The following is a 23,114-nucleotide window of genomic DNA, read 5'->3' as shown; positions in this document are numbered from 1 at the left end:
GGGATCAGCCTCGTGCGAGAATCTGCGTGATTTCAGCGACAAGCTGTTTGCCGCCGTCGGAAGGAGACAGCTGTCCGAAGCCGACCTGTTCGGCGATGTTGCGTAACATCAGATCAGCTTCACCGGCGCCGGCCGGCGGCGGCGGCGGCAATTTGCCGGCGAGATCGCCGAGGCCGCTGACATAGGCCAGCGCAACTTTGCCGTTCTCATCAAGCTTCGCCGCGACCACCTCGCGCATGGCGCTCGATTCCGGAATGCCGCGTTCGACATCCAGAAGCAGCGCTGCCTCGGGGTTCTTGACGAAGAAATTGACGTAGTCCACGGCCATATCTATGGCTTTCGACTGGGCGGAGACCGAGAAGAACATCGAAGGCTTGCGATAGTGGCCGCCCTTCGAATCCCCCTTGACGCGCATGTAGTTGGTCAGCGCCAGCTTGTCCTTGTTCATTGCCTGATAGCCGACGAACTGGTTGGAATGGGCAAAACCGGCGGCCGACTTGCCGAGCGAGACCGTGTTGGTTTCGATGTCGTTCTTGTCGAGAGCCTGGATATCGGCAGGAACACAGGCGCCGGCCTCACGGAACTTGGCCCACATGTCGTACCATTCTGAGGCATCGTCCACGTCGAAGGCGATCTTGCCGTCTGCAGTATAAAGCGCCTTGCCGCGCTGACGCAGCCAGTTTTCGAACAGCGGTTCGCTGCCGCTGCCGTCGGCGATGCCGAACATGCCCTTGCGTTTTCCTGCCTTGGTGATCTCCGCACCCATGCGGGCGAACTCTTCCCAGGTGGTCGCCTGGGTCGGCAGATCGACGCCGGCCTCCTTGAAGGCGGTGGTGTTCAGGACCGTGGCCGCCGAATTCGCGCCCAGGCTGACGCCATAGAGATGACCGTCGACGCTGCCGCCTTCGATCTGCGCCTTGTCGAAATCGTCGAGGTTGAGCTTGGCCGGCATATAGGATTCGAGCGGAGCGAGCGCACCGCGCCGCGCATATTGGACGATATAGCGATAGTCCATCTGGATGACATCGGGCGCGTTGCGGCCAGCCACCTGGGTCGCAAGGCGCGGCCAGTAGTCGCCCCAGCCGAGGAATTCGCCGGTGATCGACGTTCCCGGCTTCTTCGACTGATAGAGCTGCGATACCTTGTTGGTGCGGTCGGCGCGCGGTTGCGAGCCCCACCACAGGAGACGCAGTCGCGTTTCCTGTGCCAAAGCGCTGGTTCCCAGCGCCGAGAGCGAGAGAAGCGCGGCGCCTCCCGCGACGAAATTACGTCTGCTTACACGGAATGTCATTTCTTTTCCTCCTCCAAAGGGAAGCGCCTCCACACGCTTCCGAACCTAGTTACCCTTGCATAAATAACTAATTGGTTACAAGCTACGGGCAAAGCGGCGAGCGTGTCAAGCGGTGTCGCTCGCGGGGCTTTCAAATTCGGTTTTTACAATTTCGCACCGAAGGCTTATGAGCGCAACATGTGAGACGGAGGTGGAGAGATGAACGACAGCGGGGGGAATGGGGAAAAGAAAAGGTTGCGGCGCCCATCTGCCGAACGCACGGCCCAACGCGATCCGGAGCGGACACGCGCTGCTATCCTTGACGCGGCAACCCGGGAATTTGCCGAAAACGGCATGGGCGGGGCTCGTGTCGACGCCATCGCCGAGCGCGCCGGCACCAACAAGCGCATGCTCTATCATTATTTCGGCGACAAGGAGCAGCTCTACCTCAGAGTGCTCGAAGAAGCCTATGTCGGCATCCGCACCGCCGAACGCGCGCTGCATATCGGCGACCGCAGCCCCGAGGAAGGCATCGGCGAACTGGCGCTCTTCACCTGGCGTTATTTCCTCCAGCACCCGGAATTCCTCAGCCTGCTCGGCACGGAAAATATGCATCGGGCCCGCTGGCTGCGCCAGTCCGTCCGGCTCAAGGAACTGCATTCGCATCTGATCGGCGAGCTTTCGGACGTGCTCGAACGGGGAAAGAAGCAGGGGGTCTTCATCCAGACCGCCGATCCCCTGCATGTCTACCTGACGATCGCCTCGCTCGGTTATTTCTACCTGTCCAACCAGTACACGCTTTCGACGATCTTCGGCCGCGACCTGATCGAACCGACCCACCTCAATGCCTGGGAAAGGCATATCGTCCACGTCACGCTGACCTCGATCAAGCGCTGAATTTGTAAAATCGGATTTGACTATTGACAGCCGCGTTGCTCTTCTGCCATCAAGTAACTGTTTAGTTACCGGCTCGGGAGGACCGGACGAGGATGCCCGCTCCCGCCGCAAAAATTTGCTGGGAGGAAAAAATGGCACGCTTGGGGATCATCTTGCACGGCGTTACCGGCCGCATGGGTTACAATCAGCACCTGGTGCGTTCTATTCTCGCCTTCCGCGACCAGGGCGGCATCACGCTGAAATCGGGTGAGAAACTCGAGATCGACCCCATCATCGTCGGCCGCAACGGCGCCAAGATGGAAGAGCTGGCGAAGAAGCATAACATCAAGCGCTGGTCGACCGATCTCGATGCCGCGCTCGCCAATCCCGACGACACGATCTTCTTCGACGCCGGCACGACGCTGATGCGCGCCGAGCTGCTGTCCAAGGCGCTCGATGCCGGCAAGCATGTCTATTGCGAAAAACCGATCTCCGACGATCTGCAGGTGGCCCTCGATCTTGCCCGCAAGGCGCGCGGCTCCGGCCTCAAGCATGGCGTCGTGCAGGACAAACTCTTCCTGCCCGGCCTGCGCAAGCTGGCGCTGCTCAGGGATTCCGGCTTCTTCGGCAAGATCCTCTCGGTGCGCGGCGAATTCGGCTACTGGGTTTTCGAAGGCGATTGGGGCGTGCCGGCCCAGCGCCCCTCCTGGAACTACCGCAAGGGCGACGGCGGCGGCATCATCCTCGACATGCTCTGCCACTGGCGCTACGTGCTCGACAATCTGTTCGGCGAAGTCAAAGCCGTATCCTGCCTCGGTGCTACGCATATTCCACGCCGCATCGATGAGCAGGGCAAGTCCTATGACTGCGACACCGACGATGCGGCCTATGCGACCTTCGAGCTCGAAGGCGGCGCGATCGCGCAGATCAATTCCTCCTGGGCCGTCCGCGTCCGCCGCGACGACCTCGTCACCTTCCAGGTCGACGGCACGCATGGTTCGGCCGTCGCCGGTCTGACGAAATGCTGGAGCCAGCACCGCGTCAACACGCCGAAGCCGGTCTGGAACCCGGACCAGCCGCAGACGATCGACTTCTACAAGACCTGGGACGAGGTTCCCGATACGCAGGCTTTCGAGAACGGTTTCAAGGCGCAGTGGGAAATGTTCATCCGCCATGTCGTCGAAGACGCACCGTGTCCCTATGGCCTGGAAGCCGGCGCCAAGGGTGTGCAGCTTGCCGAACTCGGCCTGAAATCCTGGGTCGAGCGTCGCTGGCTCGACGTTCCCGCACTGGAGTTCTGAGCCGTGACGACGATCAATCTCCCTCTCGACGGCAAGATCGTTCCCTACACGCTGACCGGCACGCCGATCGAACTGAAGAAGCGCGACGCCAAGGCCTTTCCGCGCATCGCCTTTGCCGCCGCCCATGTCGTCGCCGATCCGCTCGCCGACAACGATCCATGGCTGACGCCGGCGATCGATTGGGAGCGCACCCTCGCCTTCCGTCACCGGCTCTGGGATCTCGGCCTCGGCGTTGCCGAAGCGATGGATACGGCACAGCGCGGCATGGGCCTCGGCTGGCCGGAAGCGCGCGACCTCCTCCGCCGGGCGCTTGCCGAAGCGGCCGGCCGCAAGGACGCGCTGATCGCCTGCGGCGCCGGCACGGACCATCTGACGCCGGGACCCGACGTCACCGTCGACACGATCCTCAGGGCTTATGAAGAGCAGATCGAAACGGTGGAGGCCGCCGGCGGCCGCATCATCCTGATGGCGAGCCGGGCGCTTGCCGCTGCCGCCAAAGGGCCGGACGACTATATCCGCGTCTATGACCGCATCCTCCGCCAGGTCAAGGAACCTGTCATCATCCACTGGCTCGGTGAAATGTTCGATCCGGCGCTCGAGGGTTATTGGGGCAACGGCGACCACATCGAAGCCATGTCCACCTGCCTCGAGGTGATCGAGGCCCATGCCGACAAGATCGACGGCATCAAGATCTCGCTGCTCTCCAAGGAGAAGGAAGTGGCGATGCGCCGCCGGCTGCCGAAAGGCGTGCGCATGTATACCGGCGACGATTTCAACTATGCCGAACTGATCGCCGGCGACGAAGAGGGCCATTCCGACGCCCTGCTCGGCATTTTCGATGCGATTGCTCCGGCAGCCTCGGCGGCCCTCGATGCGCTCGGCCGCAAGAGCAACCACGAATTCTTCGATCTGCTGGAGCCAACCGTGCCGCTGTCGCGCCACATCTTCAAGGCGCCGACCCGCTTCTACAAGACCGGCGTCGTCTTCCTCGCCTATCTCAACGGCCTCCAGGATCATTTCGTCATGGTCGGCGGCCAGCAGAGCACACGGTCGCTGGCGCATCTGGCCGAACTCTTCCGTCTGGCCGACAAGGCACGGGTTTTGGCCGATCCCGAGCTTGCCGCAAGCCGCATGCGCCAAGTGCTCGCCGTCCACGGCGTCAACTGAAGACACCGGATGGAGGAGAATGACATGCAGGTCGAAGGACTTTCGATCAATCTGGCGACGATCCGCGAACAATGCGGCTTTGCAGAAGCCGTCGACGTCTGCCTGAAACACGGCATCACCGCGATCGCGCCCTGGCGCGACCAGGTCGCCAAGGTCGGTCTCGACGAGGCGGTGCGGATCGTCAAATCGAACGGTATCAAACTGACCGGTCTTTGCCGCGGCGGCTTCTTCCCGGCGGCGAACGATGCCGACTGGCAGAAAAACCTCGACGACAACAGGCGTGCCATCGACGAGGCGGCGGCATTTTCAGCCGATTGCCTCGTCCTCGTCGTCGGCGGTCTGCCGGGCGCGTCGAAGGACATCGTCGCAGCCCGCCAGATGGTGTTCGACGGCATCGCCGCCGTGCTGCCGCATGCGCAGGCCTCCGGCGTAAAGCTCGCCATCGAACCGCTGCATCCAATGTATGCCGCCGACCGTGCCTGCGTGAACACACTCGGTCAGGCGCTCGATATGTGCGAGCAGCTCGGCGAGGATGTCGGCGTTGCGGTCGATGTCTATCATGTCTGGTGGGACCCCGATCTTGCCAACCAGATTGCCCGCGCCGGGCGCATGAAACGCATCTTTGCCCATCACATCTGCGACTGGCTGGTGCCGACAAAGGACATGCTGCTCGACCGCGGCATGATGGGCGATGGTGTGATCGACCTCAGAGGCATAAGACGGATGGTGGAGGCCGCCGGTTTCCTCGGCGCTCAGGAGGTGGAGATCTTTTCGGCCGAGAACTGGTGGAAACGCCCGGCCGACGAAGTGATCGCCACCTGCGTCGAGCGCTTCAAAAGCTGCTGCCAGGCCTGATTTTCATTAAAAGTTTCATCACGCATGCAGGAGGATCATTCGATGGAGAAACGCCGTTTTGCCCTGATCGGTACGGGAAACCGCGGCACCACCATGTGGGGCAAGGATCTGCTTGCCGGCTGGCGCGAACATGTCGACCTCACCGCGATCGTCGAAAAGAATTCGCTGCGCGGCGAACGCGCCCGCAACATGATCGGCAGCAATGCGCCGCTCTACGAAAACATCGATTCGATGCTTGCTGAGCAGAAGCCGGATCTCGTCATCGTCTGTACGCCCGACCATACGCATGACGATATCGTCGTGCGGGCGCTGGAGTCCGGCATCGATGTCATTACCGAAAAGCCAATGACGACCTCGGTCGAAAAGATTCGCCGGATTCTGGATGCCGAAAAGCGCACTGGTCGCCGGGTCGATGTGTCCTTCAACTATCGCTATGCGCCGACGGCTGCGAAGATCAAGGAGCTGCTGAATGCCGGCGAGATCGGCCGGGTCACCTCGGTCGATTTTCATTGGTATCTGAACACCAAGCACGGTGCCGACTACTTCCGCCGCTGGCATGCCTATACGGAAAATTCCGGCAGCCTGTTCGTTCACAAGGCGACGCATCATTTCGATCTGCTGAACTGGTATCTCGACAGCGATCCCGATTCCGTCACCTCCTTCGCCGACCTGCAGAATTACGGCCGCAAAGGCCCATTCCGCGGCCCACGCTGCAAGCTCTGTCCGCACGCGCATGAATGCGACTACTATCTCGATCTCGAGGCCGATCCCTTCCTCGATTCACTCTACGAGGATCCCTCGAAGATCGACGGCTACTTCCGAGACGGCTGCGTCTTCCGCGAGGACATCGACATTCCCGATACGATGGTGGTGTCGCTCCGGTACCGCAACAACGTCCATGTCTCCTATTCGCTGAACACCTTCCAGCCGATCGAAGGCCATCACCTTGCCTTCAACGGCACCAAAGGGCGCATCGAGCTTCGCCAGTATGAAGCCCAGCCCTGGGAAGAGCCGAAGCAGGACACGATCCTGCTCATCCGCAATTTCCCTGATGGTAAGGAGGCAGTGGAGCGCATCGTCGTTCCGCATTTCACCGGCGGCCATTACGGCGGCGACGACCGGATGCGCAACATGATCTTCAAGCCCGAAGTGGAAGACAAGCTTGCGCAACGCGCCGGCACGCGGGCAGGCGCCATGTCGGTGCTCTGCGGCATTGCCGCGCTGGAGAGCTCGCGCACCGGCAAGGTGGTCGATATTGCCGATCTCATGCCTGAACTTGCCAATGACGGTTCGCCAAATTCGCTGAGGACATCGCGCTGATGCGTGGTCCCTCGGGCTTTTGCTTGAATTGCTAAGCCGCTCGACGCCTCAGGCGATGTTTTTGAGATTTGCCTGGTGGATCTGGTAAAGCAGCGGCTGGCCGGTCACGAAGCGCTCTATCTCGTCCACCGCCATCTCGCCGAGTCGCGCCCGTTCCAGCCCGATGGCGCCGGCAATATGCGGCGTCAGAAAGACGTTCGGCAGATCGTAGAAAGCAGAGCCCGCCTCCGGGATTTCCGGATCGGTGACGTCGAGGACCGCATCTATACGGCCGGTCTTCAGCACCGGAAGCAGGGCGGCCTCATCGATGAGAATGCCGCGCGCCGTGTTGATGAGCGTCGCGCCGTCCTTCATCAGCGACAGCCTTCGCGCATCGATCATATGCTGTGTCGACGGCAGCGACGGCGCATGCAGGGAAACGATATCCGATTGCCGCATCAATTCGTCGAGATCAACCTTTTTTGTTCCCAGGCCGGCTGCCTCGGCGGCATCAAGCGTCGGATCGGAGAGCAGCAGTCTATAGTCAAAAGGTCGCAAGAGCTCGATCACGCGCCGGCCGATGCGCGAAGCGCCGACGATGCCAACGGTGCGGCGGTAGTTTCCGATCGCTTCACGCTGCATCAAATGTGTCCGGTTACGGTTTCGGTCGGCAACATAGAGATCGCGGAAACGAAAAACACGCTTGCCGGCGAAGATGATCGCCGCCAGCGTGAATTCGGCCACCGGCACGGCGTTGGCCTCGGCCGCATGGCTGACCGGGATACCGGCTTCGAAGATGGCGTCGTCGATGACGCCCTTTACCGTGCCCGCCGCATGGACGATGAACTTCAGATGCGGTGCCGCGGCGAGAATTTCAGGCCCGACATAAGGCCCGCCCCAGCCGGTGATCAGGATTTCCGCCTCAGCCAGCAGACGTCTCGCATGCTCGTCGTCGAAGCGCTGCAGCGGCTTGGAATCCAGCAGGCGACCGATGCCACCCAGCCGCCGCAGAACCTCATCCGGCAGGACATGCTGCGTGCGCGATGGTTGCATGGCAAGGATAATGGCCAGCTGGCTCATGGCATTTGTCCGGGCGCTTCGATGGCGCTGACCGTCACGCCCTTTTCCCTCACCAGGGCCTCCAGCGCTGCAATCTCAGGCGCTTTCGGCGGTCTCGTCCAGGCAGACGAGAGGGCGGCGGGATCGTCAAGTGCCAGCACTGCCGTCACCAGGATGGTTTCACCGGCCGGAATCTGCCCGCGCAGCTGCGGCACCAGGGTTTTCGCGACGATCACATTGGTGTTGGGCATTGCCTTCTGGACGAGGCCCGAACGTTTGACCGAGGAGCCGAGATCGAGAATGCCGGTGAAATCGGCTTCGCCGACCGCATAGGCAATCCCACCCGAAGCGGACAGCGTATCCAGCTCGAAATCCCGGCGGCCGATGGCAAATCCGCCTTCGGCAATCCGCAGCGGCCGGCTTGTCCTGATCCTATGGAGGCGGATATGCCAGGGTGCGGCGGGCATGAGCCAGGTTTCGACGTCGACATCGGCAAAAGGCGACCATTTCGCAAACAGCACCTCGCCTGCGATCTTGGCTTCCTCGTTCGTTTCGCGCACGCGGTAGTGCAGGCCGTCATCGCTGAAGGCAAGCGCTGAATCGAAGGCGGCAAGCGCAAAGGCACGCTCATCGGCCTCGACGCTGAAGCCGTAGCGGGCCGAATAGGCGAACTTCGCATATTTTTCCGTGCCGCACCGCATCTGCAGGTTTTCCTGGCCGGAAGACAGCGCCACGACATCGCCGCCCGCCCGCATGATCACCATGCCGGGATGACGCTGCGAGACGATGTCAGGTGCTTGCTCCGGCACTTTCTCCTTCGCCGTCCAGAATGGGTGATCCTCGGCGATCGCCAGCGGCAGGAAGGCCTTGAAAGCCCAGTAGGGTGAGCCGGCGGAATTGTAACTCTCCGACATCAGCAGGTTCGGATAGCCGAAACCGATCGACAGCACGCCGTCGCGATCGGCAATCGGCTTATCCTTCCACCAGCGCAGATGCTGGAGGCAGAGATGCTTGACTTCGCCCCAGGGCAGAGCCTCGACATCGGCAAAGGCGAGCGCCGACCAGAAACCGGCGCAGGCAAAGCGATAGGTCAGGCTGCGGCCGAAGGGGATCGTCGCCCCGTCGGCGGCAAACCAATGCCGGAAATCCCGAGCGAAGAGGACCGCGCGCTCGCGGTAGCGCTTTGCATAGTCGTCGTCGACGAGCTTCGAATAGATCAGGCCATAGAAATGCATGGCGAAGGGAATGTAGTGGTCGATGCGGCGGACGTTTCCATCGCGATACCAGCCGTCGCCGATATAAAAACCTTCGAGCTCCTCAAGATATTGCTGCGTCAGGCTGCGGTCGAAATCGGCGCCGAGACGATCGAGCGCAATATCGACGAAGATCCGGAAGAATTTCCAATTGTTGTCGGCATAATCGAACTGCCTGACATGCTTGAGATAGGCGACGACATTGCCGCGGGCGCGCGCATCGAGCGGCTCCCAGATCTTTTCCGGCACCAGCGCCAGGGCGAAACCGAGAGCGGCAAGCTCGACCATCCGCTGATCGCGGCCATTGACCGTTCCCCAATATTCGGGATGGGCGGGGTCTGTGCCGTTTGCGAGGCCTTCGGCGAAACGATGCCAATGGGCGAATTCGCCGTTGCCGGCGCCAAGCGGCGCCAATCCCCAGAGCGGGCGGGCGAACCCTTCCAGATCGGCCGCCGCCCGGTCGAAATGGGCGCCGCCGCCATTGAGGGTGACGCGGGCATTACCGTTCGAGAAACAGGCAAGCAGCGGATCGAAGAGCGCAAGCAGGGCGCGGCTCATATCGGCGCGGGTTTCCAGCGGATTGCCGGCGAGCGGGTTGGCGCTGGCGGGATCATAGGTCATCGCATCTCTCACGGGTTTTCGGCATTCGGATTCGGAACAGTTCCACCCGGAACGGGAACGACCGCCTGGCAAATGTGGCGGGCCGGTGCCGTCCTGTTGCGGAAACGGGCAAGCATCAGCGACACGGCCTCACGCCCGAGAGCGGCGCGATCGACGCGCATGGTGGACAGCCGTGGATTGGTCATCAGCGCGCAGGGCAGATCGTCGAAGCCGACGATCGCGAAATCCTCCGGCACACGCAGGCCGGCCTCGGTCACAGCCTCGAGCACGCCGACGGCGATGAAATCATTCATGCAGAAGGCGGCGGTAAAACCGGCATTCTCGGCAAGTGCTGCGGCGGTGCGTTCATGCGCCTCACGGATGGGGCTGCCCTGGAGGGTCAGGGACACGAAACGGCCCTCGGCACCGGGGACGGCGTTAATCGCCGCCTCAAAACCGCGCACGCGCTCCCGGATCGTATGGCGGTGGGAGCCGCTCAGATGCAGGATGCGGCGATGGCCGGCCTTTATCAACCGGCCGGTCGCCTCATAGGCGCCAAAGAAATTAGCCGGCGAAACGCCATCGAACTGCATCCTTGGATCGGTGCCGTTGACAAGAACCGTCGGGGTCATGCTGGCCTGTAGCCAGCCGCGCAACATGTCGTTCGGATCGATACCGACGAGAAAGAGGCCCTCAGCGCTCGCGGTCTGCATATAGTCGCGCACGGCATCCGGGGTGGTTCGATCCTCGCGGACCAGCCGGACTTCGAAGGGCATGCCCGCTTCGGCAGCGCCAGCGCGCAGGCCGTCGACGATCGCTTCATAAAAGACGCTGAGAGTGCCGGTGACGCCGTCGCTGGCAATCAGCGCCAGTCCTCCTGCAACGGCTTCGGAAGCAGGCTTGACGGGATAACCGTTCTCGGCTGCCACTTTCAATATCTGGCGGCGCACGTTTTCGCTGATACCAGGTTCGTTGGCGAGCACGCGTGACACCGTGGAGACCGAGACGCCGGCTAATGTGGCTATATCGGCTTGACGCGGCCGTCTGATTTTTTGGTCGTTCATGGAGCATAACATTATGCAAATAATGCAAATTTGCAAGAAAATGGTTGGTTCTTGCAAATAAATTTTTTTTGCGTAGTCTGTTTGCTGAAATGCCCTGACAACGCCATTGGAGGATGGCAGCGGGCATATTGGAACAAGGAGGATATCATGCAGGTCAATCGCCGTTCATTCCTGATGGGTTCAGCCGGTGCGGCCGCCGGCCTCGCCTTCGGTGCCGGAAGCGCCACTCCGGCCTTTGCCGAAGACGCACAGCTACGGGCCATGTGGTGGGGTTCCAACGATCGCGCCAAGCGCACACTTGACGTCGCCAAGCTCTATCAGTCCAAGACGCCCGGCGTCACTATCGTCGGTGAATCGCTTTCGGGCGACGGCTACTGGACGAAGCTCGCAACGCAGATGGCCGGCCGCTCGATCGCCGACATCTTCCAGCTCGAGCCAGGAACCATCTCGGACTATTCCAAGCGCGGCGCCTGCATGCCGCTCGATGAATTCGTCCCCTCGACGCTGCAGGTCGACAGCTTCGGCGCCGACATGCTGAAACTGACCACCATCGACGGCAAGCTCTATGGTGTTGGCCTCGGCCTCAACTCCTTCTCGATGTTCTTCGACACAGTCGAGTTCGAAAAGGCAGGCATCCCGGTGCCGACGCCCGACCTCACCTGGGATGAGTATGCCAAGCTCGCCGTAGAACTCGCCAAGTCCTCCGGCAAGAGCGGCGGCCCCTATGCGGCGCGCTACGCCTATGTGTTCGATGCCTGGCTGCGCCAGCGCGGCAAGAGCCTCTTTGCGAGGGAAAGCGTTGGGCTGGGCTTCACGGCCGACGATGCCAGGGAATGGTTCGACTACTGGGAGAAACTGCGCAAAGCGGGTGGCACTGTTGCCGCCGACGTACAGACGCTCGATCAGAACACCATCGACACCAATGCGCTTGGTCTCGGCAAGTCGGTGATCGGCATGGCCTATTCAAACCAGATGATCGGCTATCAGCTGATCATCAAGAACAAGCTCGGCATCACCATGCTGCCGCGTGAAAAGAAGGGCGGTCCATCCGGCCATTATTACCGCCCGGCACTGATCTGGAGTGTGGGCGCAACGACCAAGCAGGGCGAAGCTGCCGCGAAGTTCATCAGCTTCTTTGTCAACGATCCCGAAGCCGGCAAGATCCTCGGCGTCGAGCGCGGTGTGCCTATGTCGCCGACAGTGCGCGAAGCCATCCTGCCGCAGCTTAACCCGACGGAGCAGGAAACGGTCAAATATGTGAACCTGCTCAAGGATCAGGTCGGCGAATATCCGCCGCCGGTGCCGATGGGCGCAACCCAATTCGACCAGCGCGTGCTGCGCCCGATTTGTGACGAACTCGCCTTCGAACGGGTCTCGCCCGCCGATGCGGCAACACGGCTCATCGAAGAGGGTAAGGCAACGCTCAAGGGATGATCGGTCGCCTGATATGAGAGGAGAGGCCCGCAACACCCCGGCGGGCCTTTCTGTTTTCTGGCTATCAGTTGGCCAGACTTTCGACCACGCGCCAGTCCGGCCGGCCGAGATTGAAGGGCCAGGCGTGCACATCCCGATCGTTGAAATAGACGACTTCCTGCAGATTCGGAAAGGCGCTCTGCTTCAAGGTGGCCGTTTCGATCCACGGCTTCATATAGGCGTCGCCGCCTTCATAGCCGAGCTCAGCCACCCAGATGGGCTTGCCGTAGCCGGCGACGAGATCATATCCCTGCTTCAGCGCTTCCGAGAAGGTCCGGTGCTCATTGTAGGCAAGCTCGTCGTAGCGCTGCAGACCAAAGACCGAGAGGCCGACGAGATCGACATAATCGTCGCCGGGATAATAGGTCTCGAGGCCAGGCTCTCCCTTCGGCGACCACATGAGCTCGGTACCGGGCGCCTCCTGGCGGACGATGTCCATCATCCGCCTGTAGGCGGTGATATAGTCCTGCGGGCTCCAGCCGGACCATGAAAACCGCCCTGACTTGTCTTCCATCTCCTGCCCCCAGCGGACGATCACCGGGCTTTTCAGCGCCGATATCATCTGCGCGATCGCACGCATGTTGACATCGTAGTCGCCGCGCAGAACCTTTGCGCGAAGCTCGGCGGAGGTCAGCCGCCAATCGACGTCCCAGGACCATGGCTCCACGGTGATCAGCAGGTTGCGGCCTCTGGCCTGCGCATAGGCATCGGCGACGCGCAACGTCTCGAGGTCGACGTCCTCCCATGGCAGGAACAGGGCTTCAGTCGCGACATTCGCCTGGGCGCCGAAATCGCCGTGCGGATCATAGGCACCGAACTTGATGCCCTCGGCATGAAGCACGGGGCGCTTGTCGATGATCGTCCGCACGGCCGCCGCCGGGTTCGGGGCAATGCCGGCATATTGCACTTCGCTTCGGCCCGGCAGATCCGCGACACACAGTAGCAGCAGCGCTATCGCGGCGGTCGAGAGGTTTTTTTTCATCAGCTTCTTCATGGCTCACCCTCCTTTTCGGGCTACTTCCTGGCTCAGCAGGATCTGCTTCAGTTCGCTTGCCTTCGCGCTCACGGTGTCCGTGGGAACAAGCTTCTGGAACTCATCACCCTGACGCACCGATGCGTGGCGGAAGACGTACCATTCGCCGTTCGGCTGGCGCCGCTGGTAGATCGTGTTACCGATCTTGCGATGTCCGAAACAGGTGCTGGCGCGGGCCGCGCCCTCGGCATTCGTCCAGGTGGCGCGCATGCAGAGCTGACCGAGATCGTCGACCACCCATCTGCCTTCGGCGAAGGACGGCTGCCCCTTGTCGTTGCTCCAGGCAACGAACCGCCGGCCGTCATCGAAGAAACGGCCGCCGCCGGTGTTCCAGGTCCAGGTCTTGTCGCCGTAGATCCGATAGAGCTCATAGGCGCTGAGCGGCGTCGGCGCGTCCCTTTTGGCAACCTCGGCGCCGTGCGCTGCCACCGGCAGGCACAGGCTGAGAGCAAGCGCAGCTCCCAATAGTCTCGATCCGATACTCATTACATCCTCCATACTCGACACTTGCCGGTTCCGCCGGCTCACGCACCCTGTTCGTCTCGGCCGGTTCTGCCGAAACCATTCCATCTCAGGTGGAATTTCACGATCCTGGTCTTGCCGCCGCCGAGGCCGGCGCCGGCCACGGCAAATTGCGTTTCGGTGAAACTGACAAACGTCTGGCCGTGCGAAAGAGCTTCGAGGCCGCGCAGGCCGTGGCTCCCCGCCTGCGTGCCGCCGGCGACGAAGATCGCCAGCCCGGTGGCTGTCGCAAGCCACAGCCCGCGCGATTGCGGCAGCAGCGGCAGATCGTTTTCGACCGCATGGCGAACGACGATCAGCACCGTCAGCGACAGGTAGACCGAGAGGTTCATCATGGCGAAAACATAAAAACCCTGGGCGGCCGCGGCATCGGTCGCAAACATCATTGCGGCGGCCGAAAGGCCGGCGAGCCCGATATAGGGCGCGATGACGCGCAGCGGCAAAGACTGCTGCTGCTGCCTTCCCTTCGGCGTGATGAGGAAATCGACGAAGGAGCCGCAGATATAATCGCGGACAGCGGCAAGGCTGCCGGCCAGCGACCACGGCCAGCGCAGAAAGATGAAGGCCAGCCCTTCCCAGCCGAGCAGTTTCGCATCGTGCGGCCTGAAGGTTGCCGTGGCCCGCCAGAAGAAGGCAAACAGCGTCAGCACGATCGACATTGGCACGAAATGCAGCAGGAAATCCGGATAGGTGACATTGACGAAGACACGGCCCGTCAGCAGCGCGGCAACCGGCAGCAGGAACATCATGGCCATGAAAGCCGAAAAGAGCGGGTACCAGAGCTCAGAGAACGCGAACTGGAACCTCAGCCGCCAGGGCAAGTGCATGATATGGCGGCGGGAATGTTGCAACAGAATGGTGACCAGGCTGCGCGACCACTGGAATTCCTGGACGACGAGGTCGGTGAAATTCGCCGGTCCGTCGCCATGGGCGATCGCATAGACGGCATGCACGCCACGCCAGCCGCCGGCATTCATCATCAGCGTCGTCGAATGGTCTTCGGCAAGTTCCGGGCCGAGGCCGCCGATCTGACGAAGGGCTGATGTGCGGACCGCATAATGGGAGCCGATGCAAAGAGGCGCCCAGCCATTATTGTAACCCGTCTGCAGCGAACCGTGCAGGCTTGCCTCCGCATAGAGCCTGCCACGCGCCGCCCAGCTTGTCCCGGCATTGGCATCGCAAATGCTCGGAGCGGAGACATAGCCGATCCTGGGATCGGCGAAGGGGCGCAGGATTTCACGGAGGTAGGTCGGCGTCGGCATATGGTCGGCATCGAACTGGGCGACGAAATCGTAACGCGCATAGCCGAAATGGTCGTAGAAATAGGCGAGGTTGCCTTCCTTGCAACGCGTCCGGCGCGGCCAGGTGGTGCGATGATACTCCGCCACACCCTTTCGGGTGGAGATCAGTACGCCGTGCGCCGCACACCAACGCCTGGTTTCCTCCGAAGGGTCCTCGTCGGCGAGCCAGACATCGAAATCGACGCCGATCTGGTCGAGCATCGCCTGCAGCGTGGTGCGGACGACGGCAAAGGGCTCGGACGGCGCCTTAGTGACGATCATAGCCACCCGCCCTTCCGGCAGCCGCGCGCGAGGGCTGAGCGTCCTCGCATCGAGGAAGATCAGGATGAAATAGGCCGGCACAAGCGTGATCCAGGCAAGCACGAGGGTGACGAGCACGAAGGTGGCCCAGGAAATGATATGGGCGGACTGGCACCACCAGATCCAGAAATAGCCGAGTGCTGTCAGCCAGCAGAGGATGCCGAAACCATAGGCGACGCGGTTCCAGCCGGTGAAAACAGGATCGAACGCGTCCGCTGCGGCGGCTTTGGCCGTCCTGACGCGGTGGCCGGTCTGGGAAATGTCGCTCATGCCGTCACCTGCAGGCCGAAGGTGGGGCCGGCGGTGCGAATGATCGTATCGATGTCCGAGAGGACGGGGGCAAAGCCGAGTTCCGCCTGCGCCTTTGCAGTATTGGCAAAGAGGATCGGCGGGTCGCCGATGCGGCGCGCGCAATAACGGACGGGGACTTCGCAGCCGCTGGCGCGATGGATCGCCTCGAGAATCTCCCGCACCGAGGTGCCCCGACCGGAGCCGAGATTGACGCTTAGCGAGCCGCCGTCCGCCATCAGATGATTGACGGCGGCGAGATGCGCCTGCGCGAGATCGCTGACATGAATATAATCGCGAACACAGGTTCCGTCCTCGGTCGCATAATCGGTGCCGAAGATATCGAGCCGCTCCAGCCTGCCGGCGGCGGCGAGAAGGGCGCGCGGGATGAGATGGGTCTCGGGTTGATGACGCTCGGCGAGCTCGCCGTCTGGATCGGCTCCGGCCGCATTGAAATAACGCAATGCGGCAAAGCGGATGCCGTAGGCAGCGGCAAAATCCTCGAGCGCCATTTCGAAGATCAGCTTGGTGCGGCCATAGGGATTGACCGGGTGCTGCGGGCTTTCCTCCCGTATCGGCAACGAGGCGGGGACGCCATAGGTGGCGCAACTGCTCGAAAAGACGATCCGGTCGATATCCTGGTCGAGGCAGGCCTCGAGCAGGGTCAGACTGCCGACGACATTGTTGCGGTAATATTTCCTGGGCATGTCGACGGATTCGCCGACATAGGCATTGGCACCACAATGAATGACGCAATCGGGCGAAAACTCTGCAAGAGTCCGGCGCAGGGTAGCGGCGTCGGCAAGTTCCGCCCGAATGAGCGGACCCCAGCGGACACTGTCGGCATGCCCTGTCGAGAGATTATCGTAGGTAACCGGGATCATGCCGGCGCGCGACAGCGCTTTGCAGATATGACTGCCTATGAAACCGGCGCCGCCGGTGACGAGAATGTAGCGGGGCATCTCATACGACCTCCGCCTTCTCTGTGCCGGCGAGCAGTCCGTCGAAATAGTCGACGGTGCGAGCCAAGCCGGTTTCGAGCCCGATGCGGGGCTGCCAGTCCAGCTCGGCCATGGCCCGGGAAATATCCGGCCGCCGCTGACGGGGGTCGTCGGTGACCGCCGGCAGGTGGACGATCCGGGAACGCGAGTTCGTCAGGTCCCGGATGATTTCCGCCAGGCGTCGAACGGTCATTTCGGCTGGATTGCCGAGGTTGATCGGGCCGTTGCAGGCGCTGCCGGCGGCCGAAAAACGCAGGAAACCCTCGATGAGATCGTCGACATAGCAGAAAGAACGGGTCTGCTGGCCATCGCCATAGATCGTCAGATCCGCGTTGCGCAGGGCCTGCACGATGAAATTGGAAACCACCCGCCCGTCGTCCAGGCGCATGCGGGGTCCGTAGGTATTGAAGATGCGGCCGACCTTGATGTCGACGCCATAAGTCCTGTGATAGTCGAAAAACAGGGTTTCGGCGCTGCGCTTGCCCTCGTCGTAGCAGCCGCGCGGTCCGATCTGGTTGACATTACCGCAATAGGATTCGTGCTGCGGGCTCAGGGTCGGGTCGCCATAAACCTCCGACGTTGACGACTGGACGACGATCGCACCGGTCTTTCGCGCGCAATCCAGGGTATTGACGGCGCCGAGCACGTTGGTGAGCAGCGTCCCCACAGGATCCCGCTGATAATCGGGCGGAGAGGCCGGAGAGGCGAAATTGAAGATGAGCGACGCTTCAATGTCGAAGGGCTGGCGAACATCATGCTCGACGATGTGGAAGCCGGTGTTCGACGCAAGGTGGTCGACGTTCGCACGGCGGCCGGTGGAAAAATTATCGAGGCATGTGACGCTGTGGCCGCGCTGCAGGAGCCTTTCGCAGAGATGCGAACCGAGGAAGCCGCCCCCGCCATTCACAAGAACGGTGCGCAACGCTTGCGCTACCGGTATGCTTGACACTTCAGAATAGCCTTCGTTGGGAACGAAACTACGCATTACAAACTCCCTCCCAGGTATTTAGTCTTTTGATTTATTTGTGCGTCTCAAGTCTTCCTATCCGTCTGGATGTTCACGAACCTCCTATCAAATCATGAATAGCTTTGTAGTTATTCTTCGGGTAACTGACTTACTACTCAAATGATAAGACGATTAGCGCGAAGGTCAACTTCAAAAAGTTCTAGTATCCAAAATAATTACACAAGTATTCTTCAAAGTAACAAATGATTAATCACACTTAACCATTCTCCGTCACAATGCTTTCACTGCCGCTCAAGCTTCACTCAACGCAGCTAAATAAAAGGGAAGGCGGGAGATTGGCCGAGCTCAACTGCACCGCCGGTCTTGCATCCGGAAGCGCCATATGCGAGGGGTTTGGGATGTTGAAAAAACACGATGCAGCGCAGCTGAAAAGCCGGCGTATCCGCTCGGCGATATTCGCCTGGGGAACGGCGCTTCTTGCGATCGGACCGACGGCCTGCACGGCCGTCGGCGACGATATCGCGGTCGTCGCGAAGAAGAATGCCGCCGTGGTCGAGGCGCCGCGCGTTTCCAAGGCCTATGCCTATCCGGCAAATCGGGCCGAGCGCCCGGCTGCGGCTACGGTCCGGACCGTAGCCTATCACGGCTCGGCGCCTTATATCTGCTCTCCAAGCGGCTTCGGACAGAAGTCGCGCTGTTTTGCACGCCCCCCGATCTGAAGCAAAAGCGTCAGATCAATTGCGCCAACGGCCGGACATATCGTCTTCACCGGCGGGATGCTCATTGAAGAAACGGGATGCAGCTTCCGTGCGGTTTCTGACGTTCATCTTCTTGTAGATGTTGCGGACGTGAACCTTCACGGTATTTTCGGATAGATGCAGCTTGTCGGCGATGATCTTGTTCTGCGTGCCCTTGCATATGAGATCCAGGATCTGAACCTCCCGGGTCGTCAAAGCGGAGATGCTGTCGCGTCTCAGCTTGAGCGCATTGCTGCGGGCCGCATCGACCGATTTTGTCTGATAGAGCGAAGGCTCCAGCTGGGAGTTTTTGTTGGTGAGGCGATTGAGAAGTGCTGACGGAAAATGTTCGCCGCCCTTCATCAGCAGATCCACTGCAGCCATGAAGACATCGAGCCGCAGGTTGAGTGGCAGAACGCCATCGATGATCCGCGCTTCTACCAACCGGCTGACATAGGGCTCGAGCATGTCGATAGCTTCGACGACAAGTCCGATCGAGGTTTCAGGGTGGTTTTCGCGGGCGGCCTGCAGCGCTTCATGAAGCTCCGGGCCGGGTATATGATAGAATAAAACGAGTTTTATATCGCTGGCATCTTTTTCCAGAATCGGCTTTGTACTCGTTATGCTTGCCACTTCACAGTTCGGAAATTTCTTCGCCAGTGCTTCTACCATGCATTCTGAAAACAGATCCGCCTTGGCTACCACTAGTATAGTATCTCCGGACGGACCCAACTTCCTTCCTTGGTCCGCATTCTCCATCCCTGAGCCTGTCATGAACATATACGCCTCCCCTAGCGTTACACTTTACTCAAACGTGGAGCGATGGCGGGTATTAGATAGTATGAAATGCCGGTCCCGAACGTCATCGCCTTATTTTTTAGACATTTCTTAATTATGTTAATACGGATTGAGAAGGAAGGAAATGGCCCAAAGTGATTAGTTTTAGTGGGCGAAAAACGATACGTTACAAAGCTTTAGTTGTATTTTCACCGCAATATATACTTCAAGGCTATATTTGCTCCGACTATAGATGATCAGTTGAATGTAATATTTCAGTACAAATTTTCATGTTTTAGTTGTGCAGGGCGGGCCGGATATGTCGACAGGTGCCCGTCAACTCTGCGGCGAATGCCGGGAGCCCCGGATTATCGCTGCTCGCCGACGCCGCCGCCGAACAGATCTTAGCGCTCCGACGACAGGAGCTATCCGAGGGCTACTCGAGCAGGGCAGATCCGCCTTAGCCCGAATTGATGTCTATCGGATTCGCATTTTTTCCAGCATCCTGTGATCGTCGTCCAAGTGGCGACATGGAAAAGCCAGGTATCGTCATGCGTTTTTGATGCACGGTCTCCATTATAGGGCAACTCAACGAAAAGAAAACCTGACCACTCCCTATCCTCTCAGGATTCGGAGCCGGATATGTGCGGCCTTGTACTGAGTACGTACGTTCCCAATACCAACGGTTTGATCAACAAATCGCGATGAAGCTGCAGATGACTAGTATCGAATACATCTGCCGATGTTAACCGCATCGGAGCGAGCGCGAGTAAAATCCCATTTGAGATGAGAGGGATTTCGAAAAGCTGCTCCGGTTTTTTCTGGAGAATGCAATGTCTGACGACACCGAAATCACGAAGGTCGGGGCGCTTGCCGACGGCTTTGCCAACAGCGCGATCAATTCGACTAAAATCGACGACGATTCGACCGGTTATGTCGGCGGCCTCGCCAATGGCGACAATCGCGATAATACCGACAACAGCGTCGACGTCGACGTCAAGGCTGAAATCGATGTCGCGACCAACAATGGCGACAACCGCGACAACGAATACGACTGGAGCTACAAGTCCGACGACGATACGAGCACCAAGACCACGACGATCACCGATACCGACACCAAGACCGACTACGACTGGAGCTATGACAGCAAGTCGTACAACGACAACGATACCGACACCAAGACGATCACGGACACCGATACGAAGACCGTGACCGACACCGATATCAAGACCGTTACGGAGACGGAGACGGATACGAAGACCGTCACCGACAGCTTCAACACCTCCGACAGCTTCAACAAGACGGACACAGACTTCGCCGTCATCGAGGACGTCAAGGACTCCAATCTCGGCGTTGCCGGACACGACCTCACCTTCAACCTCGGGGACGACTTCTCCTTCACTCTCGACGTCGACAGCATCCTGAACGATTCGCTGAACGGCCAAGGCAACGACAGCGGCTTCAGCGCCGTCCAGGCGAACCATCTGGCTGACCAGGATAGCGCCTGGAACACCAAGATGGACAACGCAGGCGCTCAGAACCACCTGAATGCCAATGGCGGCACCGCCGACAGCGCAGAAGGCATGGAGATGGACGGCAAAGGCTGGGATCTCAAGGCCGGCGACGACGCGAGCGGATCGAGCGCGGCCGATGCTTCGGCGATCCTGGCCAATTCCGGCTTCCACCTAGAGCTCGTTCAGGGTGCGAACCTGCTCAGCAACACAGTCGACTCCAGCGTCATCGGCGGCAATTCTCATGCCTCCGACGTCGGCGAGGATACCGGCACCTGACACAACCTCCAGCGACCAAGACGAACTGCACCGGCCCAAGCCGGTGCAGTTTGATTGCTTGAAAACGATTTGACGACCACACCACGGCTCCTGGCGGGCGCCACCAAGGCCGATCGTCATCTCGAATGGGAGGGCCGAACCATGCATATCGAGAAGATTTCGGAAATCATTGCGCACTTCATCGGTCTCTTCGAGATGACGACCGACGAGATGAGGTTGCGTACCAACTATGCCGAAGGCGCAGGACCGGGCGCGGATGGACCGGCTCTGCCGGATCAGGATGCCTTTACCGCCGCTTTCTCTTCCGATCTCCAGCTCAAGGACTACGATCCGGGCATCAATTACAAAAGCGGCAGCTACGAAATCGAATTTGGCCCGGCGCGCCATTTCGGCCGCGTCTTCGAAGAGAGCCTCGAGAAGCTGGCGGCGATTGCCGGAAAGGACATCCCGTTACCGCATTTCGGCGATCCTACGGATATCGTGCTCACGGATGAGCCGGAACTGACAGTCTTTGCCGGGCCTGGTTCGGCGATCAGTCATGTCCTCCAGGTCAACGCCCTCTACGACGACGACTATCTCGATATGACGGATGGCGTCCATGCGCCTCGAGACACGAGCTTCGTCATCGAGCGGCTCGCGGATTTCAGCACCAAGGCCGAGATCTTCACGCCTTTTGCAAGCCTCCACCGGACAGATACCTATGATGGCGCCCTGAAGATCGCCGAGGATCTCGAAAGCTATATTCAGAATGCCCAAAATACCGAGGACAGCGGCGCAACCTCGCTCGGCACCGACGCGACGCATGAGTTCGTCCGCCTCGACCCCGAGGTCAACGACACCGTTTACATCAATGGCAAGGCCGAGACCGATATACCGGTCCTCGATGACTTCCTGCCCGATCGCGGTCTCGCCAAGCTCCCGGAAGAGCCCGATGGCATCAATACATCCGTCGAGCAGGACGACCCGAGCGGCAACAGCCTCGATGTCACCGCCGGTGCAAATCTCGTCGTCAACGTCGCCTCCGTGATCCATACCGGCGTCATTGCGTCGGTCACCGCCGTCATGGGCAATTATCACCAGGTCGACGCGGTCTCCCAGGCCTTCGTCTACAGCGACAATGACGAGATTGCCTCGGCGCTGCGCTCATCCGGTCATTCGGCCGAGGAAGCCGGAACCATCGCCAAGAACATCGCCGTCTTCGAACAAAGCACCTTCGAAGCATCGAGACATGCCGAACCCGATTCTGCCGATCCGACGTTCCCCAACAGCTGGCGCGTCAGCGTCATCGACGGCGACGTCTCCTTCGTCCAGTGGATCGAGCAGTATCAGTTCGTCACCGACAACGACACGATGACGGTCACCACCTCAGGATCCGAAGCCACGGTTCTGACGGGCGGCAATACTGCGATTAATTTCTCCTCCTTTTTCCAGATGGGCCTGCAATATGATCTGGTGATCATCGGCGGCAACGTGCTCGATATCAACAGCATCACGCAGGTCTCGCTGCTCTACGACAATGACTGGGTGCGGGCAGAGGGCGACCTCGATCCCGGCGCCGACCTACAAACCGGCAACAACCTGATCTGGAATTTCGCCTCGATCCACAATGTCGGGACGGGCGGCCCGTTTGCGGCCATGCCGGACTACATGGTCGAGACGCAGAAGGCGATCGAAGATCGCGATCCCAACATTCCGGAAGGGCTGTCCTTCGATATGAATTTCCAGGGATATGCCGGCCTCAACATTCTCTATATCACCGGCAATCTCTACGACATGACGATCATAAAACAGGTCAGCATCCTCGGCGATTCCGACGATGTGACCCATGCGGCATCGACCATCCTCGAAAACAATCCCGACGCAACGGTTACGATCGACACGGGCAGTAATGCGGTCGTCAACATCGCCGAGATCGTCGACTACGACAGTTTCGGCCAGACGACCTATCTGGCAGGCCAGCTCTATTCAGACGCCATCCTCATTCAGGGCGGACTGGTGGAGCATGACACGACACAGCCGCAGCCGGTCGACGACAGGCTCGCCAATGAAGTCATCGCCTTTCTCGACAACGACGATCCGGCGGGCGGCGATTCCGCTGACGGCGTCATCAATGCCGGGCACGATTTTTCATGGTCGTCGACGCACCCCGCCGACGTAATGCAAGCCATGGTCGCCTGACCT

Annotated in this window: 19 protein-coding genes; 9 read left to right on the top strand and 10 right to left on the bottom strand. The window is 60.3% G+C overall.

The window, feature by feature from the left end:
• Positions 1-4 precede the first annotated feature (4 nt).
• Positions 5-1,291, bottom strand: a complete 1,287-nt coding sequence (locus RWJ89_RS12730; protein ID WP_131665429.1) for an ABC transporter substrate-binding protein — start codon at positions 1,289-1,291, stop codon at positions 5-7.
• Positions 1,292-1,489: 198 nt separating this feature from the next.
• Here RWJ89_RS12730 and RWJ89_RS12725 point away from each other — a divergent pair, with 198 nt between their 5' ends.
• The 5 genes from RWJ89_RS12725 (at position 1,490) to RWJ89_RS12705 (ending at position 6,789) form a co-directional block, all read left to right on the top strand.
• Complete coding sequence (locus tag RWJ89_RS12725; RefSeq protein WP_131665430.1) at positions 1,490-2,167, top strand: TetR/AcrR family transcriptional regulator; 678 nt, start codon at positions 1,490-1,492, stop codon at positions 2,165-2,167.
• A gap of 131 nt (positions 2,168-2,298) precedes the next feature.
• Positions 2,299-3,447 (top strand): Gfo/Idh/MocA family protein, encoded by a 1,149-nt coding sequence (locus RWJ89_RS12720; protein WP_168283261.1) that lies wholly within the window; start codon positions 2,299-2,301, stop codon positions 3,445-3,447.
• Positions 3,448-3,450: 3 nt separating this feature from the next.
• Positions 3,451-4,614: a dihydrodipicolinate synthase family protein gene (locus RWJ89_RS12715; protein WP_168283262.1), complete on the top strand. Its 1,164-nt coding sequence runs from the start codon at positions 3,451-3,453 to the stop codon at positions 4,612-4,614.
• Positions 4,615-4,638: 24 nt separating this feature from the next.
• Positions 4,639-5,469: a sugar phosphate isomerase/epimerase family protein gene (locus tag RWJ89_RS12710; RefSeq protein WP_168283263.1), complete on the top strand. Its 831-nt coding sequence runs from the start codon at positions 4,639-4,641 to the stop codon at positions 5,467-5,469.
• A 42-nt stretch (positions 5,470-5,511) separates the two neighbouring features.
• Positions 5,512-6,789, top strand: coding sequence for a Gfo/Idh/MocA family protein (locus RWJ89_RS12705; RefSeq protein WP_168283264.1), 1,278 nt, complete (start codon positions 5,512-5,514; stop codon positions 6,787-6,789).
• Positions 6,790-6,837: 48 nt separating this feature from the next.
• Here the strand turns inward: RWJ89_RS12705 and RWJ89_RS12700 are convergent, their stop codons facing one another.
• Genes RWJ89_RS12700 through RWJ89_RS12690 form a run of 3 tightly spaced genes read right to left on the bottom strand, consistent with a single transcriptional unit; the run spans position 6,838 to position 10,744 of the window.
• Complete coding sequence (locus RWJ89_RS12700) at positions 6,838-7,848, bottom strand: hydroxyacid dehydrogenase (RefSeq protein ID WP_316030988.1); 1,011 nt, start codon at positions 7,846-7,848, stop codon at positions 6,838-6,840.
• The gene (locus RWJ89_RS12695) at positions 7,845-9,701 is read right to left on the bottom strand and encodes a DUF2264 domain-containing protein (protein ID WP_222011214.1); all 1,857 of its coding nucleotides are present in this window, start codon (positions 9,699-9,701) and stop codon (positions 7,845-7,847) included. Before RWJ89_RS12695 ends, RWJ89_RS12700 begins: the two co-directional genes overlap by 4 nt.
• A gap of 8 nt (positions 9,702-9,709) precedes the next feature.
• Complete coding sequence (locus RWJ89_RS12690) at positions 9,710-10,744, bottom strand: LacI family DNA-binding transcriptional regulator (protein ID WP_222062255.1); 1,035 nt, start codon at positions 10,742-10,744, stop codon at positions 9,710-9,712.
• 147 nt (positions 10,745-10,891) lie between these two features.
• Here RWJ89_RS12690 and RWJ89_RS12685 point away from each other — a divergent pair, with 147 nt between their 5' ends.
• Positions 10,892-12,178: an ABC transporter substrate-binding protein gene (locus RWJ89_RS12685; protein ID WP_131665438.1), complete on the top strand. Its 1,287-nt coding sequence runs from the start codon at positions 10,892-10,894 to the stop codon at positions 12,176-12,178.
• A gap of 64 nt (positions 12,179-12,242) precedes the next feature.
• Here RWJ89_RS12685 and RWJ89_RS12680 read toward each other — a convergent pair whose 3' ends face one another.
• The 5 genes from RWJ89_RS12680 to RWJ89_RS12660 are packed head-to-tail and all read right to left on the bottom strand — an operon-like array spanning position 12,243 to position 17,647.
• Entirely contained in the window at positions 12,243-13,211 is a 969-nt protein-coding gene (locus tag RWJ89_RS12680) for a glycoside hydrolase family 26 protein (protein WP_222062254.1), read from the bottom strand.
• 3 nt (positions 13,212-13,214) lie between these two features.
• Positions 13,215-13,736 (bottom strand): DUF995 domain-containing protein, encoded by a 522-nt coding sequence (locus tag RWJ89_RS12675; RefSeq protein WP_222062253.1) that lies wholly within the window; start codon positions 13,734-13,736, stop codon positions 13,215-13,217.
• Between the two features lie 38 nt (positions 13,737-13,774).
• The gene (locus RWJ89_RS12670) at positions 13,775-15,643 is read right to left on the bottom strand and encodes a glycosyltransferase family 2 protein (protein ID WP_316030987.1); all 1,869 of its coding nucleotides are present in this window, start codon (positions 15,641-15,643) and stop codon (positions 13,775-13,777) included.
• The gene (galE, locus tag RWJ89_RS12665) at positions 15,640-16,623 is read right to left on the bottom strand and encodes a UDP-glucose 4-epimerase GalE (protein WP_168283269.1); all 984 of its coding nucleotides are present in this window, start codon (positions 16,621-16,623) and stop codon (positions 15,640-15,642) included. The genes RWJ89_RS12670 and galE overlap by 4 nt, the downstream gene beginning before the upstream one ends.
• A 1-nt stretch (position 16,624) precedes the next feature.
• Positions 16,625-17,647, bottom strand: a complete 1,023-nt coding sequence (locus RWJ89_RS12660; RefSeq protein WP_221945005.1) for a UDP-glucuronic acid decarboxylase family protein — start codon at positions 17,645-17,647, stop codon at positions 16,625-16,627.
• Between the two features lie 380 nt (positions 17,648-18,027).
• Here RWJ89_RS12660 and RWJ89_RS12655 point away from each other — a divergent pair, with 380 nt between their 5' ends.
• Entirely contained in the window at positions 18,028-18,348 is a 321-nt protein-coding gene (locus tag RWJ89_RS12655) for a hypothetical protein (RefSeq protein ID WP_168283271.1), read from the top strand.
• A gap of 15 nt (positions 18,349-18,363) precedes the next feature.
• Here RWJ89_RS12655 and RWJ89_RS12650 read toward each other — a convergent pair whose 3' ends face one another.
• On the bottom strand, positions 18,364-19,146 hold the full coding sequence (locus RWJ89_RS12650) for a helix-turn-helix transcriptional regulator (protein ID WP_131665445.1): 783 nt from the start codon (positions 19,144-19,146) through the stop codon (positions 18,364-18,366).
• 830 nt (positions 19,147-19,976) lie between these two features.
• Here RWJ89_RS12650 and RWJ89_RS12645 point away from each other — a divergent pair.
• Positions 19,977-20,933, top strand: a complete 957-nt coding sequence (locus tag RWJ89_RS12645; RefSeq protein WP_131665446.1) for a fibrinogen-binding protein — start codon at positions 19,977-19,979, stop codon at positions 20,931-20,933.
• A gap of 141 nt (positions 20,934-21,074) precedes the next feature.
• Complete coding sequence (locus RWJ89_RS12640) at positions 21,075-23,111, top strand: hypothetical protein (protein WP_222062329.1); 2,037 nt, start codon at positions 21,075-21,077, stop codon at positions 23,109-23,111.
• Positions 23,112-23,114 lie beyond the last annotated feature (3 nt).

This window comes from Rhizobium sp. 10PS4, assembly GCF_032464805.1.
In the GTDB taxonomy this organism is placed as follows: domain Bacteria; phylum Pseudomonadota; class Alphaproteobacteria; order Rhizobiales; family Rhizobiaceae; genus Rhizobium; species Rhizobium laguerreae.
Note: the sequence above shows the minus strand (reverse complement) of the source record. Positions and strands in the feature narration are given on the sequence as shown.